Below are 15416 nucleotides of genomic sequence, written 5' to 3' on the forward strand. Positions count from 1 at the left end.
ACTAGCCTGCAATACGGCGCATCACCGCCTCCAGTGGACCGCGCGCGAACTGCCATGACCACAGCCACGCCGCAGCGGTCGCCAGCATCAGGAACAGCAGCGCCCACAACAGCACCGACGCGAGCGAGGCACTGCCATCAAGCAGGCCCAGGCTTTCCAGCGTGCCCATGCCCAGCAGGATGTGACCCACATACAGGGTCAGGGTCATGCGCCCGGCCGCGGTGAACGGCTCCAGCCAGTCGCCCGGTCGCACGCGCGTCAGCCACAGGCAGGCGGCGATGACACTGCAGGCCGCGCCCGCACCGGTAAGCACGTAGGCGGGTCCTGGCGGCATCGGCTGCGTACCCAGCCACGCCTGCCACGGCGTTCCCTGCGCAAGATGCTGCACGCCTTGGCCGGCGCCGATCAGCAGCAGCCCCAGCACCAGCAATGCATGCTGCACCCGAGGCTGCGACAACTGAAGGCGCGCCAGCAGCATGCCCAGCAGGAAGAAGCACAGCCACGGCATCAACGGGTGGAAGCCATTGAACAGCAGGTTGCGGGCCGCGCCCGGCCATTGCCACAGACCGGCGTACTCCAGCGTCTGCCAGTTCCACCCCTGGCTGTAATCCCAATGCAGCAACGCCCAGAACGAACAGGCCGCCAGGCCCACGATGCTGGCCAGCAACACCCGCGGCGAGGCACGCAGCCACAGCACTGCCAACGCGAAATACACCGCGTAGTAGTGCAGGATATCGGCCGGGAACAGGGTCAGGTTGAGCAGGCCCAGCACCATCAGGAACAGCGCGCGCCTCCAGGTCTGCACGCTGGCCGGCCACCACCCTTGCCGCTGCGTGGCCAACACCAGGCCCAAGCCAGCCAGCGTAACGAACGTCGCCGAAGCCTTGCCTTCCAGCAGATGGAAGAACCCTGCCAGCCACCCCTCACCCTCTGCCGGCACGGCCATCGCCAGACGGAAATTCACCAGCACCATGCCGGCCAGTGCCAGGTAGCGTGCCAGGTCCAGGCCGTGCAACCGCCGGTCCACGACGCTCATGCGCGTGCCCCGAGCAGCAGCGCGAGCAGGCCAAGATCCAGCGATGCCTCATTGGTGCCATCGGCTTCGCCCAGCCCCCGACGCAGTGCGTCGCTTTCGATGGCATCCAGCAGCACCTGCGCCTGCAGTGCCGGCGCCAGTACGGGACGCCGACGTTCGCGCTGTGCCATCTGCTGCAGGGCTTCGGCCAGCGTCGCCTGCAATTGCCTGCGATTGGCCGCGAAGGCCTCGGCGACGGCCGGATTGCGTGCACTCTCGGCCAGCACCTCCACTGCAAGTGTTGCCCACTCCGGCTGCCGGCACAGCGCATGGAAGTCCTGCAGGAAGGCCATCACCTGTGTGCGTTCGCCATCGGACGCGGCCAGTCGCTGCAGCAACGGTGCCAGTTCTTCGCTCTCGGCCACCGCCACCGCAAGGATGATCGCCTCCTTGCCCGGGAAGTGGTTGTAGAGATTGCCCAGGCTGACGCCGGCCGCCTGCGCGATGTCACGCATGCTGGTCTGGTGGAATCCCTTCACGAGGAAGCACTGCAGGGCGGCCTGCAGGATCTGCGCGATGCGTTGCTCGTTGCGGTCGGCTCGGTTCATGGCGCAAATAGTGAACGAACGTTCGTCCAATTAGAAGCTGGCAATCCAGCCAACGCCGGGCTCCGTTCAGCCAGCCTTGACCTCAACTGCGGTTGAGGCCCGATGCTGCGCGGCCTGTCCCACGCTCAACCCGGAGTTCCTGCATGCCACGGATGATCATCACCCTGCTCGACAGCCGCGTGCTGTGGTTCCTCGCGCGGCTGTTGCTGGCCGTGGTGTTCCTGTCCTCGGGCCTGGCCAAGCTGCTGGCGTGGGACAACAGCGTGGCCGAAATGCAGGCGTCCGGGCTGCAACCGCCTGTGCTGTTCAACATCGCCAGCGCCGTGGTGCTGCTGGGCGGCGCACTGTGCCTGCTGCTCGATCGCCTGCTCTGGCTGGGCAGCGGCGCGCTGGCGCTGTTCATGCTGCTGACCATCGTCATCGTGCATACCTTCTGGAACAAGCACGGCGCCGAACAGCAGCTGGCCCTGTTCTTCGCGCTGGAACACCTGAGCGTGGTCGGTGGCCTGATCTGCGCGGCCATCGCCAGCCATGCGCGGGCTCAGAAAAATTCGTCGAGCAACCGGTAGAACGCCAACCGTCGTTCGTCGGCAACCATGCCGTAGCGCTTGAACAGCGGCGCCACCCAACGCGTGTTGTCGAAATTGTAGACAAGGCTGCGCGCGGCCAGCGCCAGATCCTGGTAGCGGTCGGCCACACCCAGCCGGCCACAGTCGATGAAACCACTGAAGCGACCCTGGACCGCCATCAGGTTCGGTAGGCAGGCGTCTCCATGGCTGACCACCAGGTCTTCATGGTCGGGCTGGATGCTGCACAGTTCGGCGAAGACCTGCTGCGGACTCTGGCCCAGGCGTTCGTCATCGAAATCATCGGCATCCACCAGGCCCGCTTCAATGCGGGCCTGCGCGACCTGCACGCGCGACGCCAGTCGCTGGTCGAACGGACAGGCTGCCACCGGCAACGCATGCAGCCCGCGTAGCGCGTCGGCCAGCAGCTCCACCAGCTGCTGCGGCGCGAGCTCCGGCGACGAGGCCAGGTCGCGGCCAGGCAGCGCGCTCATCAGCAACCAGCGCCGGCCCGCCTCTTCGGCAGTGGCAATCACCGTTGGCACCGGTTGTCCCTGTGCCTGCAGCCAACGCAGGCGTGCGGTCTCATCGCCCAGCTCACTGAAGGCGTCGATCACTTCCGACTTCAGGAAAGCATCGGCCTGGCCCGGCCGATGCACGCGGGCAACATCCGCACGCGACACACCGATCGATTGCCGCTCGATGCGCGCATCGGCCAATGCGTCCTGCCACGCCCACGGCAGCGGCATGTCATCAGTGATGGATTCGGGTGCTTCCATGCCGAGGTGTTCCTGTTGCCGGTGACCCCACGGATTCTCGCTCATCCTGCATGGACCGCAGCCAGCAACAACGCGGAAAGGTACATGCCCAGGCCGAACACACTGTGCGCCACCAGGCTGCGCAGGCGCGCCTTGCCCGGCGCCGGGGTCTTTGAAGCGGCGATGCCCGTGCCCATGCCCGGCTGCAGGATGAGGAACGGTGCGGCGACGCTGAGGATGCCGAAGGCCAGCGCCGGCCACAGTGTCGGCGCCTGCACCCAACCGTTCCCCACCACGGCCAGCAGCAACGCGGCGAAGACCACACCGATCACGTAATGCGCGGTCCAACCCAGCGCGCGCTCGCCACTGACCGCTGCCGAGCGGCCGATGCCATCGTGGCGGAAGCGCCCGCGCGGCAGATGCCCCAGCCAGCGGCCCACCATCGCGAAATCCAGCGAGGGAATGCCGAGCAGCCGCCGCTGCACCAGCGCCCACAGGTCCATCACAGCGGTCGCTCCCACGCCGACTACCACCGAATCCATCACGAATGTCGCCAGGCCAGCCATATCGCGCACCTTCAATTATTTGCTTGAATGCTAGAGCGATGCTAGCGTGCGCCGCATGAACGCTGCAACAGAGCCACCGCTCTCACCGCTGGAAGCCTTGGCCGAGATCGCCCGCACGCTCGGCCATGCCCATCGCCTGGCCCTGCTGGAGCACATCGCCCAGGGCGAGCGCGCAGTGGAGCGCCTGGCCGAACTGACCGGGCTGTCGGTGGCCAATACCTCCCAGCATCTGCAGCAGCTGCGCCGTGCCGGCCTGGTTCAGACCCGACGCGATGGCAAGCGCATCCTCTACCGCAGTGGTGAGGGTCCGCTGGGCAACCTGCTGGCCGCGCTGCGCGACTATGCCGACCACCAGCGCAGCGAGATGCACGGCGTGATCCACGACAGCCTGCAGCGCCGCGATGCTCTGGAAGGCCTGACTGTCGAGCAGTTGCTGGAACAACGCAGCAGCGTGGTGCTGCTGGATGTGCGACCGCGTGAGGAATTCGATCTGGGCCACTTGCCCGGCGCGCTGAACATTCCCGTTACGGAACTGCGTGCACGGATGGACGAACTGCCGCGTGCCGTCCACATTGTCGCGTACTGCCGCGGTCCCTACTGCGTGCTGTCCAACGATGCGGTGGCGATGCTGCGCGAGGCCGGACTGACCGCGCAGCGGCTCGCCGCCGGTTACCCCGAATGGAAGGCCGCCGGCCTGCAGGTGGACCTGCCCCGGCACTGAGCGAGACACCGGTCATGGATGATGTGTTTGCCCCGTTGATCGATGCGACCTGGCGCAGCGTGTTCTCCGGGCAGCGCATGCTGCAGGATGATCCACTGCTGCAGTTGGCGTGCAGCGATGATTTCGATGAGGGCGAGGACGGCATGCTGCTGCAGCCGGTCGTGGGCCCCGCGCGCGCACTGCTGCGCCCGGCCCTGGCCGCTCGCCTGCAACTGCACGCGCAGCCGCACTGGACGCTCCCGCAGCTGCAACTGCGCCTGCAGCAGCTCGGCCAGCGCACGCATGGCGCGGATCGCGTCTTCTACTTCCCCGCCGCAGAACTTGCGGCCCTGGCCGAGCGCCCTGCACCGCCACATATCCGCCGTCTTGGCCCGGCCGACGCAGCCGCGTTCGACGGGTTCCAGGCCAGCGCGAGCGAGGAGGATCTGGATGCCGCATGGGTCGAGCTGGACCACTGGCAGGTGTTCGGCGCCTTCGATGGCGAGCGGCTGGTTGCCGCGGGAAGCATGTACCCGTGGAGCCTGGATCCGGCCCTGGCCGACATGGGCGTGCTGACCCTGCCCGAAGCCCGCGGTCGCGGGCATGCGCGCCAGCTGGTACGCGCCATGGCCGTGTCCGCGCGGGCGGCCGGGCTGCAGCCGCAGTACCGTTGCCAGCTCGACAACACCGCCTCGATCATTACCGCCGAACGCAGCGGCCTGCGTGCGTTCGCCGATTGGGACACCGTTCTGGCGGTCGACTGAGGCCGCCGCAGTACAACAAGGAAGCAACATGAAATTGATGGTCATTGGCGCCAGCAGGGGCCTCGGTCGGGCGTTCGTGGAAGGCCTGTGCAGTGCAGGCGACACCGTCATCGGCGTTTCACGCAACCGACCGCGCGATATTGAATGCCCCGAGGGCGTCACCCTGCAGTGGATCGAAGCCGATCTGTCCCAGCCGACCGTGGCTGCCGACCACATCGCAGCACAGGCACCTGCCGATCTGGATGTGCTGATCCACAACCTGGGCATCTGGGAACAGACCGCCTTCAGCGACGAGTACGCCTTCCTCGACGAAACCGATGCCGCGCTCACCCAACTCGTCGACGTCAACATCACCGCCACCCTGGTGCTGCTGCAGCGCCTGCTGCCGCGGGTGCTGGGCGCGCCACGCCCGCAGCTGGTGCTGACCGGCTCGACCTCGGCACTGCCACGCAGCGGCCGCCCGGAAGTGGCGTTCGGCGCATCCAAGTTCGCGCTCAACGGCATCGCCGATGCACTGCGCGAGGGCTTCCGCGATCGCCGCCTGGCGGTGACCAGCCTGCAGCTGGGCTACCTCAACACCGACGATGCACTGTCGGTGCCGGTGGCAGAGGCCGCAGCGCGCGGCGAGGGCGAGCTGGTGCCGGTGCACGACGTCGTTGCGGTGGTGCGCGCGTTGCTGCAGCTGTCACCGTCCGGCTTCGTGCGCGAACTGGTGCTGCCGGCCATCGCCGACCCGCGCTACTGACCGACTCTGCGCAGGCCAGGCTCGACCTCTTCGCGCAACAGGTACCCGAGCACGATGGCGGTCAGCACGGTCGCCATCGCCAGGACAAACAGCTGGCCACGGACGGACTCCATGTATGCCTGGGCCAGTGCCGTTCTCGAAACGCCGGGCAATGCCTCCACCGCTCCGCCAAGGTCGCCCATGGACAGCCGGTGCACAGCTGCACGGGCCACGACGCCGGCTTCCAGCGCTACGCTCCCGCCAATCCGGGCAGAAAGCATGATGCCGACAAGCGCGAGGGCAATGGAATCGCCTGCCAGTCGCATTGCGTTGAAGATGCCCGCGGCCATGCCTGCCTGCTCTTTGCCAACCACGCTGACCGCCAGGCCATCCATGATCCCCCAAGGCAGACCGATGCCGATCCCGATGACCAGCATCGGCATCCAGCGCACCGAAGGTAGCTGGAACACCTGGGCCAGCCATGCCAGCCCAAGCGCGCCGATCAACAGGCCCGCACAACACAGCGTCCGCGCCGGAATCCAGCGCAGCAGGTAACCGGCAACCAGGGGCACAACCAGTAAGGGTGCAGACAATGCTGCCATCGCCAGTCCGGCTTCGGTGGGCCGCAGCCCTTCAACACCGATGAACCCCGCCGGCAGCACCACCAGAAGGACGACGTACGAGAACGCAGGCGCAGCGGCGAGAATCTGCACGCCGACAAAGCGCCGGTTGCGGAACAGCCCGAGATCCAGCAGCGGTGTTCGATGGGAGCGCTCGACGGCAATGAACGCGGCCAGCAACACCATCGAGAGCGCCAGCAGTACCAGCGTCTGCGGATGCAACAGGCCGCGTTCCGGCAGCACGATCATGGCGTAGGTGAGTGCCCCCAGCGCCAGCATGAAGGTGACGGCGCCCAGCCAATCCAGGCGTGGCGAACCGGTGCTCTTCGATTCGACGGATGACAGGGCGACCAACGGTACGGTCAGGGCGGCCAGCAACGCAGGCAGGAAGAACACCCATTCCCAGCCCAGCGCATCGATCAATCCGCCTGCCAGCAGCGGACCGCCTGCGGCTCCTGCACCAAAGGTGGTGCCGATCAGGCTGAACACCCTTGCCCGCGCCTGGCCGTCGAACACCTGCGCCAGCGACGCCATCGCACCGGCAAACGCCGCCGACGCCGCCATCCCCTGAAGCAGTCGCAGTGCATTGATCCACGCCACACCGGGCATCAAGGGGATCAGGCCGGTGACCAGCGCAAACGACGCGCCGCCCAGAAGCCAGATCCGGCGCCTGCCATGCAGATCGGCCAGCCCACCGGCGACCAGCGTGGTGCAGCCGTAGGTCAACAGATAAGCGTTGATGATCCAGGACAACGCCGCAGGCGAACCGCCCAGCGCGTCCCGGATCGCGGGAATGCCCACGGCGGGGCTGGCAATGCTCAAGGGAATGGTGAGCGCCGTCAGGCAGCCCGCCAGCACCACTCCAAAGCGTGATGATCCGGCCGTCTCAGCAGAGGCAACAGACATGTCGATGAAGCTCCAGCGTGGCCAGGCGCCACCCCATTGATGCTATCGACGACGCTATCGCCTAAGAATCCATCGTCGTGTCCGTGCTTTAATGACAGGAACGTCATCAATGGCCATGTCATGGACAGCTTTGCCGGTCTCAGCCTCTTCGTTCTGGTCGCCGAGGCACGCAGCTTCGCGGCCGCAGCACGACAGCGTGGCATCACCCCTTCGGCGGCAAGCAAGACCATCGCCCGGCTGGAAGAGCGCCTGGGCGCCCGCCTGCTGAATCGCAATACCCGCAGCGTCAGCCTGACTGCCGAAGGCGAGCAGTTCCTTGAACGCTGCCGTCGCATCATGACCGAGGTCGCCGCAGCGGAGCGCGAGCTGACCGACGCCCAGGCCGCGCCCAGCGGTCGCCTGAAGGTCAGTCTTCCACTCGCCAGCGGACTGATGCTGCCGGTGCTATCGGCCTTTGCGCACCGCTTTCCCGCCATCGAACTCGACCTGCACTTCAGCGACCGTCTTGTCGATGTCATCGAGGAGGGCTTCGACGCCGTTGTCCGCACGGGCAACCCCGCCGACTCCAGGCTGCACGGCCGCAACCTCGGCAGTGCCCGCCTGCTCTGTGTGGGCGCCCCTGCGTACTTCGCCAAGCGCGGCACGCCACAGCACCCGGAGGATCTGAGCGGTCACGCATGCCTCCTCCATCGCTTTCCCGGCACCGGCCTGATCGAACGTTGGCCGCTGCCCACGCATGAGGGAGGCACTGAGCCGCGGCTGACTGCCGCAATGACTGCCAATCATCTTGAGACGATCCTGCACATGGCCATTGACGGCCATGGCATTGCGTGCCTGCCCGACTTCGCCACGCGTGATGCGCTGGACCGCGGTGAACTCGTCAGCGTCCTGGACCCATGGAGCACCGAGCGCAGCACCTTCTGGGCCCTCTGGCCAAGCCATCGCCATCAGCAGCCGCGTGTACGCGCGTTTGTCGATTTCATGGCCGACCACCTCCTGCCCGAACCCAACCAGTGCAATTGAACCTGCGCCCTGCTGCGACTACGCTGCTCGTCACTGGCCGTCGGTCACAGGCGGGAACCTGCTATGGATGCGCTTTCACGGGTCTCGGCCCAGGTCCTGGACAGCGCCCTGCCCAGCCTGCCGCTGTACCTGCTGCAGGCCACGGCGGTGATCGGCATGATCGGCGTGCTGCTGATCGCCACCCGCCGCGCCGGGCACGCCATTGAAGGCCGTCGCCTGTATGTCGGCGTGGCGCTGGGCCTGATCTACCTGTTCAATTCCTGGTTCGTGGCCCGTTACACCCAGGGAGTGGTCAAGCTGCACCTCGGCTTCGACATCCTGCTGGTCAGTGGCCTGCTGGGTGGTTGGCGCGGCGGCCTGACCTGCCTGGCCGCCAGCCTGCTGGCGCGCTACCAGTTTGCCGGCACCCAGTATTTCCTGCCGGCCGGCCTCGAGGCCACGCTGCAGATGCTGGCCGGCGTCTGGCTGCGCAGGCGCCTGCACCCGCGCATGCTCAATGAGCTCTCGCTGCGCGTGATCCTGCAGGCCTGGGGCGTGCGTATCGCCGTCACTGCGTTGGGCCTGGCACTGGGCGTCGCAATCATCGGCGCCAATCAGCTGCCCGTGGAGGAGTTGGCAATCCAGCGGCTGCTGGCACTGCCACTATCGCTGCTGATGCTCGGCGCGGTGTTCGCGCTGGTCTACAACGATGCGCAGATCGATGCACAGCGTCAGCGCGAACAGGCCTGGCTGCGCATCGATCCGATCAGTGGCCTGCCCAACATGCGTGCACTTGGCGAACGCCTGCAACATTACTGGCGCGACAACGACGGCATCGGCAAGGCCTGCCTGATCGTGGCCGAGATGGGCAACCTGCGCGATCTGCGCCTGCGCTATGGTCCGCTGCAGGACAACGGCCTGTGGCAGCGCGACAGCACCGACGAGGTGCATCGGCTGCTGCCCTCGCTGCCAGCCGGGCAGCTGGAGATCTACCAGTTCGGCGATGCCGCGCTGGCGATCCTGGTGCGCGACCTGACCTTGTTCGAACTGCGCACGCAGCCGCAGATCACCGAGCTGGCCAGCAACCTGGCCGATCGGGTCGGCCGCGATTGGCCCGGCTTCCGGCCGCTGTTCCGCTGTGCGGTGGTCGAATTGAAGCCCCCCGCCGATGCCGACGAAGGACATCTTCCGTTCCGCGCGATCACCGTGGCGCTGAGTGCGATCGAATCCGGCGTCGTGTTCTTCGACGACCCGATCCAGCGCGACAGCGAGATCGACGCCCTGATCGAAGTCGCCCTCGAACGCTGGCTGCAGCAGGGAGATGCCCCCCTGTGCTACCAGCCCAAGCATCGCCTGCAGGATCGCCAGCTGGTCGGCGCCGAAGCACTGCTGCGCATGCGCGACAGCGAGGGCCGGCTGATCGCGCCGATGCGGGTGATCTCGCTGCTGCGCCGGCAGGGGCGGTTGGCTGAACTGGAATGGGCCACGCTGCAGTCGGCCATCCATTTCCTGCAGCAGTGCCGACGCGATGGCTCGCAGCTGAAGATCGCCGTGAACGTTTCGGCCGAGTCACTGCGCCTGCCCGACTTCGGCCTGCGCCTGCAGGAATTGCTGGCACTGCACGATGTGCCCGGCGTGATGCTGCGCCTGGAGATCGTCGAATGGACCGAGATCGTCGAGCGCGACGTGGTCGATGCCAACATCACACAGCTGCTGGCGGCGGAGGTCACGCTGTCACTGGATGATTTCGGTGCCGGCTATTCAACCCTGATCCTGCTCTCGCAGCTGGCCATCGCCGAGGTCAAGATCGAGCAGGCGTTGATTGCCACGCTGTCCGACGCCAAGTCGCAGTCGATCGTTCGCTTCATCGTCGAAGTCGCGCATCGCTGCGGTGCGATCGTGGTGGCCGAGGGTACCGAAACCCTCGCGCAGGAACAGCAATTGCGCGCACTGGGTGTGGATGTCGGCCAGGGCTATCTGTACTCGGCGGCGCTGCCGGCCGACGAGTTCCGCCGCTTCGCTGCCAGCTAGATCGCGTAGAAACCCAGGAACATCGCCACCGCCGATTCGGCCACGCGTGCGCGCTCCTGTTCGTTCAACGGCGCCTGCCCCATCGTCACCTGCGGCCAGAATGCAAAGCTCTTCACCAGCCCGTGCAGCTGGTGGCCGGCGAACTCCGGATCGACCTGGCGCAGCCGGCCATCGGCGATTGCCGCGCGGATCCACGCACTCTCCCCGCTTTCCTTCTCGCCCATGCGGCAGACGATGGCCTGCGCACGTTCCGGCGAATGGATGATCTCGGCCATTGCCACCCGTGCCAGGTCGATGAAGTTGGCATCACTGAGCAGCTCCAGCTTCTGCCCCAGCAGCTGCATCAGCTGCGCCTGCAGCGGCTGGTCGGCGCGGTACGGCAGTGCGTCGCTGGCCACGCTGCGCTCCCACAGCTCCTCCAGGATCATCGAGAACAACGCTTCCTTGCTCGGGAAGTGGTTGTAGACGGTGCGCTTGGAGACCCCCGCCACCTCGGCGATGCGGTCCATGCTGGTCGCCTCGTAGCCCGACGCGCGGAACTCCTCCACCGCCGCACGCACGATGGCTTCGCGTTTGCGGTCGGTCAGGCGTTGCGGGGCACGGGACATGGCAGGAACCAGATAACTGAACGGACGCCACCATTTTACACCCGGCAGTGTACTTTTGAAAAATACGAAACTACACTGTGCAGTGTACCCAGCGGACGTCACCCATGAAGCGCCTGCTCCTTGTCCTTTTGCTTGGAATCCTCGCCGTGACCGCCTACACCTTCTGCAAGTCCTGGTCCCTCCCCGACTTCCCCGATTCGCCGCAGTACCGCGACGGCAAGTTCCGCAATGCCCTGCCGCGTCCGGCGATGGGCCTGCGCGATGGCGCGGAGATCTGGTGGACGTTCCTGTTCAACAAGCCCAAGGGCACCGTGCCCGCCCACCCCATTCCGGTGCTGCCGCTGGACCGTGCAACCCTGGACGCCGCGCCTGATCGCAGCCTGTTCCGGCTTGGGCATTCCACGATCCTGCTGAAGCTGCGTGGCCAGTACTGGCTGACCGACCCGGTGTTCTCCGAGCGCGCCTCGCCGGTGCAGTGGATGGGACCGGCGCGCTTCCACGCACCGCCGATCAGCATCGACGAACTGCCGCCGATCGCCGGCGTGATCCTCTCGCACAACCATTACGACCACCTGGACCATGCCGCGGTGATGCAGCTGGCCGGCAAGACCGCGCGCTTCATCGCACCGCTTGGCGTGGGCGACCAGTTGATTGCGTGGGGCGTGGACGCCAGCAAGGTCGAACAGCTGGACTGGTGGCAATCGACCGAGGCCAGTGGCCTGCGCCTGACCGCCACCCCGGGCCAGCATTTCTCCGGCCGCGGTCTGGGCGACAGCGATCGCAGCCTGTGGGCGTCATGGGTGATCCAGGACGGCGACTTCCGCATCTTCTTCAGCGGCGACACCGGCTACTTCGACGGCTTCAAGGCCATCGGTGAGAAGTACGGCCCGTTCGACCTGACCATGATCGAAACCGGTGCCTACGACCCGCGCTGGGCCTTCGTGCACATGCAGCCCGAGCAGACCCTGCAGGCGCACCTGGACCTGCGCGGCAAGTGGCTGCTGCCGATCCACAACGGCACCTTCGATCTGGCGCTGCACGCATGGCAACAGCCGTTCGAGCGCATCACTGCATTGGCTGGCGCAAAGAACGTGCCGGTGGCCACGCCGATGATGGGCGAAGCACTGGACATGCAGGCGCCGCAGGCGGGTACGCGCTGGTGGGAGACGGTGGAGCTGTAATGGGGGATGCCGCTTGACCTGCCGGAAGCCATGTAGAGCCGAGCCATGCTCGGCTGCGCCTACCCGAACGGCAGCCGAGCGTAGGCTCGGCTCTACGCAGAAACGGCCTGCGCCGCTGCAGTGCGTCATGTAACCGATTACATCCCTTGCTAGCGTAGCGCTCGCCCGATTCCGGTCGAACCTGCGAGGCTGTCCGTAATGACGTTGCGCGCCGAACGCCCCAAGGTCTCCCGCCCACCTGCCCCATGGCGACCCGCCGCCACTCTGATGCTCGCCGTCCTGGCATCCTCCGCACAGGCACAGACGCTGCCACCACGCAGCCAATGGCAGGCCAGCGCGTCCTCGCAGCAGGTACCGGCGATGGCGATCAGCCACCTGATCGACGGCGACCCCAAGACCGTCACCGGCGGCGCCTTCAGTCCGGGCCACTGGTTCCAGATCGATCTGGGTGCACCGACGATGCTGGCGGGCGCACGGATCACCTGGGATGTCTCCAATCCAGAGGGCTATTCACTGCAGACCTCGCTGGACGGCACGCAGTGGCAGACCGCGTACACCATGGCCGATTCGCTGGGCGACGTGGAAACGCTGTACTTCGCGCCACGCCAGGCGCGCTACCTGCGGTTGGCCAGCCCACAGCGCACCTCCGATTGGGGCGTGTCGATCTTCGAGATGGAGCCGCTGGACAGCACGCTCAGCGCACGCATCAGCGGTGTCGATGCAGCGCAGGCGGCGGCGCTCTGGCAAGGCGGTGGCACCGTCGCGGTTCCAGCCGGAAAAGGTGGATCCCATACGCTCGAGATCATGCTGCCTCGCGCCCAGTCCACGGCCGGTCTCGCGGTCGACTGGGCCGATGGCGGGCGCGGCGCCGCCCGCTTGCAGGCGCAGGACGCACAGGGCCGATGGCAGGACCTCGCACACGATGCACAGGCGGCCAGCCATCGGCAGAGTTGGCTGGCTGCTGACACGGCACAACCTCTACATGCATTCCGCCTGAGCGTGGACGGCGCTGCCCCGCAGATCGCGCGCCTGCGCCTGCTCGGCCCGAAAGCCGTGATGACGCCGATGAAGCGCTACCAGATTGCCGCCAGCGGTGCGCAACGTGCCTTGTTCCCCGCCTCGCTGCAGATGCAGCAGACCTACTGGACCGCCGTGGGTGTGCACGCGGGTCGGCAGAAATCGATCTTCGACGAATACGGCAACCTGGAAGCGTTCAAGGGTGCGCCGCTGGTGCAGCCGCTCTGGCGAAGCGCCGACGGGCGTGCTGCAGGTGCCGCCGGTCAGCCCGTACAGCACGCCCTGCGCGATGGCTGGAAGCCTATGCCTTCGGCCACCTGGTCGCCGCAGCCTGGGCTGGAACTGCGCAGTGAGGTGTTCGCCATCGAGCGCGATGGCCAACCGGTGACCTTTCTCCGCCATCGCCTGCGCAACTCCGGCACCACGGCGATCGACGGCACGCTGACCCTGGCGGTACGACCGATGCAGATGAACCCGCCGTGGCAGAACGGCGGGCTGTCGCCGATCCGCGAGGTGCGCATCGACGGACAGGCGGTGCGCATCAATGGCCGCACGCTGCTGCAGTCGCTCACGCCGGTGGCTGCGTCCGGCGTGGCGCCGTTCGGGAAGGACGGCACAACGGAGATCACCGCGGACGTCGCTGCCGGCGAACTGCCTTCCTCGCAGCAGGCACGTGACGAGCAAGGACTGGCCGCAGCCGCATTGAGCTACCGGATCCGCCTCGCCCCCGGTGCCAGCGATGCGGTGGTCGTGGCGTTCCCACTCGGCACTGCCGCTGCCGACTCCAATGGCGTGCTGCCGGAAGCCCCCGCGCTCGACCTTTCCTCGCTACCTCGCGACGGCAACGATGCCTTCGACACCCTGGCCAACCAGGCCTCGGCAGATTGGCAGGCACGGCTGGGCCAGGTCGGCCTGCGCCTGCCCGATCCCTCGCTGGTCGACATGCTGCGCGCGCAGGCTGCCTACATGCTGATCAACCAGACCGGCCCGGCCATGCAGCCCGGCCCGCGCAACTACAACCGCTCCTTCATCCGCGATGGCATGGCCACCTCGGCGGTGCTGCTGCGCATGGGTGAAGCCAAGGTCGCGCGCGACTACCTGGCGTGGTACAGCCAGCACGGCGTGCACGGCAGCGGACTGGTCTCGCCGATCCTCAACGACGATGGCAGCGTCAACACCGGCTTTGGTTCGGACATCGAGTACGACAGCCAGGGCCAGTATGTGGCACTGGTCGCCGATGTCGCCCGCCTCGATGGCGGTGCGGAGTCGGTGCGCGCGTACCTGCCGAAAGTGAAAGCGGCGCTGCGCTTCCTGCAGGAGCTGCGCGAGCGCACGCTGGTGCCCGGTTACAAGGCCGACCAGCCGGCGCCGGAGCGATTCGCGGGCATTCTTGCGCCGTCGATCAGCCATGAGGGCTATCCTTCGCCCACCCACAGCTATTGGGATGACTACTGGGGACTGAAGGGCTGGCACGACGGCGCGTGGCTGGCAGAGGCACTTGGCGACCATGAAACCGCCCGTTGGGCGCGCGAACAGTACAGGCTGCTGTACGACGCACTGCATGCCTCGATCCGGGCGACGATGGCGTGGAAGGGCATCGACTTCATTCCGTCCTCGGCGGATCTGGGCGATGGTGATCCCACCGGCGTTTCGATTGCATTGGACCCCACCGGTGCGCAGAGCGTGCTGCCGGCAGATGCGTTGCGGACCACCTTCGCCCGCTACCTGGACGACGTGCGCAAGCGCAGCCAGCCCGGTGCGCTGTATGCCTACACCCCGTACGAGATCCGCAATGTGCTGAGCTATGTGCACCTGGGCCAGCCGCAGGCGGCCGACGAGCTGCTACAGGGGCTGCTGCATGACCGGCGCCCGCTTGAATGGCAGGTGCTGGCCGAGGTCGTGCATTCGCGGCTGCGCTTCCCGCGCTATCTGGGCGACATGCCGCACACCTGGATCGGCGCCGAGTACGGCCGCACGTTGTTCGGCATGCTGATGCGCGAGGACGATGACGCGTTGTCATTGCTGCCGGGCACGCCGCCGTCTTGGGTGGCCGGGGATGGGTTGTCGGTGGAACGCCTGCCGACCGCGTATGGCACGCTGCAGATGCAGGCGCGGCAACGCGACGGGCTGCTGACAGTGGTGATTGGCGAGGGGCTGCGCAAGGACACCGCCGTGCGCATGTGGTGGCCGAACCGGACCGCGCCGAAGTCTGTGCGCGTGGATGGACGCAGCGTTTCCGACTTCGATGCCGAGGGCGTGCGCCTGGCGAAACCGTTCCGGACGTTGGAAGCGGTCTGGTAATGCAACCGAGCATGGCTCGGCTCTACAGAAATCAGACTCTGCGAGTAGA

14 protein-coding genes are annotated in these 15416 nt (G+C 66.8%); 8 read left to right on the plus strand and 6 right to left on the minus strand.

What is annotated here, in order from left to right; translation table 11 throughout:
* Position 1 precedes the first annotated feature (1 nt).
* A complete protein-coding gene (locus V3B48_RS03480) occupies positions 2-1036 on the minus strand; it encodes a heparan-alpha-glucosaminide N-acetyltransferase domain-containing protein (protein WP_329893189.1) in 1035 nt (344 codons plus the stop codon).
* Positions 1033-1623, minus strand: coding sequence for a TetR/AcrR family transcriptional regulator (locus tag V3B48_RS03485; RefSeq protein WP_049398548.1), 591 nt, complete (start codon positions 1621-1623; stop codon positions 1033-1035). The genes V3B48_RS03480 and V3B48_RS03485 overlap by 4 nt, the downstream gene beginning before the upstream one ends.
* Positions 1624-1766: 143 nt before the next feature.
* On the opposite strand from V3B48_RS03485, the gene V3B48_RS03490 reads away from it, so the two are divergent.
* Positions 1767-2192, plus strand: coding sequence for a DoxX family protein (locus V3B48_RS03490; RefSeq protein WP_329893190.1), 426 nt, complete (start codon positions 1767-1769; stop codon positions 2190-2192).
* On the opposite strand, the gene V3B48_RS03495 is transcribed toward V3B48_RS03490, so the two are convergent.
* Both V3B48_RS03495 and V3B48_RS03500 read right to left on the minus strand, forming a co-directional pair.
* A complete protein-coding gene (locus tag V3B48_RS03495) occupies positions 2165-2968 on the minus strand; it encodes an APH(3')-II family aminoglycoside O-phosphotransferase (RefSeq protein WP_329893191.1) in 804 nt (267 codons plus the stop codon). The genes V3B48_RS03490 and V3B48_RS03495 overlap by 28 nt on opposite strands.
* Before the next feature lie 41 nt (positions 2969-3009).
* The gene (locus V3B48_RS03500) at positions 3010-3513 is read right to left on the minus strand and encodes a DUF2938 domain-containing protein (protein WP_329893234.1); all 504 of its coding nucleotides are present in this window, start codon (positions 3511-3513) and stop codon (positions 3010-3012) included.
* Between the two features lie 55 nt (positions 3514-3568).
* Here V3B48_RS03500 and V3B48_RS03505 point away from each other — a divergent pair, with 55 nt between their 5' ends.
* From V3B48_RS03505 to V3B48_RS03515, 3 genes are read left to right on the plus strand one after another with little or no spacing between them, the layout of a single operon-like run.
* The gene (locus V3B48_RS03505; RefSeq protein WP_032129739.1) at positions 3569-4234 is read left to right on the plus strand and encodes a metalloregulator ArsR/SmtB family transcription factor; all 666 of its coding nucleotides are present in this window, start codon (positions 3569-3571) and stop codon (positions 4232-4234) included.
* Between the two features lie 14 nt (positions 4235-4248).
* Positions 4249-4977 (plus strand): GNAT family N-acetyltransferase, encoded by a 729-nt coding sequence (locus tag V3B48_RS03510; RefSeq protein WP_329893192.1) that lies wholly within the window; start codon positions 4249-4251, stop codon positions 4975-4977.
* Between the two features lie 28 nt (positions 4978-5005).
* The gene (locus tag V3B48_RS03515) at positions 5006-5722 is read left to right on the plus strand and encodes an SDR family oxidoreductase (RefSeq protein WP_329893193.1); all 717 of its coding nucleotides are present in this window, start codon (positions 5006-5008) and stop codon (positions 5720-5722) included.
* Here V3B48_RS03515 and V3B48_RS03520 read toward each other — a convergent pair.
* Entirely contained in the window at positions 5716-7227 is a 1512-nt protein-coding gene (locus tag V3B48_RS03520) for an MFS transporter (protein ID WP_329893194.1), read from the minus strand. The genes V3B48_RS03515 and V3B48_RS03520 overlap by 7 nt on opposite strands.
* A gap of 120 nt (positions 7228-7347) precedes the next feature.
* On the opposite strand from V3B48_RS03520, the gene V3B48_RS03525 reads away from it, so the two are divergent.
* The gene (locus tag V3B48_RS03525; RefSeq protein WP_329810510.1) at positions 7348-8250 is read left to right on the plus strand and encodes a LysR substrate-binding domain-containing protein; all 903 of its coding nucleotides are present in this window, start codon (positions 7348-7350) and stop codon (positions 8248-8250) included.
* Positions 8251-8313: 63 nt separating this feature from the next.
* A complete protein-coding gene (locus V3B48_RS03530; protein ID WP_329893195.1) occupies positions 8314-10260 on the plus strand; it encodes an EAL domain-containing protein in 1947 nt (648 codons plus the stop codon).
* Here the strand turns inward: V3B48_RS03530 and V3B48_RS03535 are convergent.
* Positions 10257-10868, minus strand: a complete 612-nt coding sequence (locus V3B48_RS03535; RefSeq protein ID WP_329893196.1) for a TetR/AcrR family transcriptional regulator — start codon at positions 10866-10868, stop codon at positions 10257-10259. The two genes, V3B48_RS03530 and V3B48_RS03535, sit on opposite strands and share 4 nt — an antisense overlap.
* 104 nt (positions 10869-10972) lie before the next feature.
* On the opposite strand from V3B48_RS03535, the gene V3B48_RS03540 reads away from it, so the two are divergent.
* Positions 10973-12049, plus strand: a complete 1077-nt coding sequence (locus V3B48_RS03540) for an MBL fold metallo-hydrolase (RefSeq protein WP_329893197.1) — start codon at positions 10973-10975, stop codon at positions 12047-12049.
* A gap of 198 nt (positions 12050-12247) precedes the next feature.
* A complete protein-coding gene (locus V3B48_RS03545; protein WP_329893198.1) occupies positions 12248-15367 on the plus strand; it encodes a discoidin domain-containing protein in 3120 nt (1039 codons plus the stop codon).
* Positions 15368-15416 lie beyond the last annotated feature (49 nt).

This window comes from Stenotrophomonas sp. SMYL20, assembly GCF_036320045.1.
In the GTDB taxonomy this organism is placed as follows: domain Bacteria; phylum Pseudomonadota; class Gammaproteobacteria; order Xanthomonadales; family Xanthomonadaceae; genus Stenotrophomonas; species Stenotrophomonas maltophilia_A.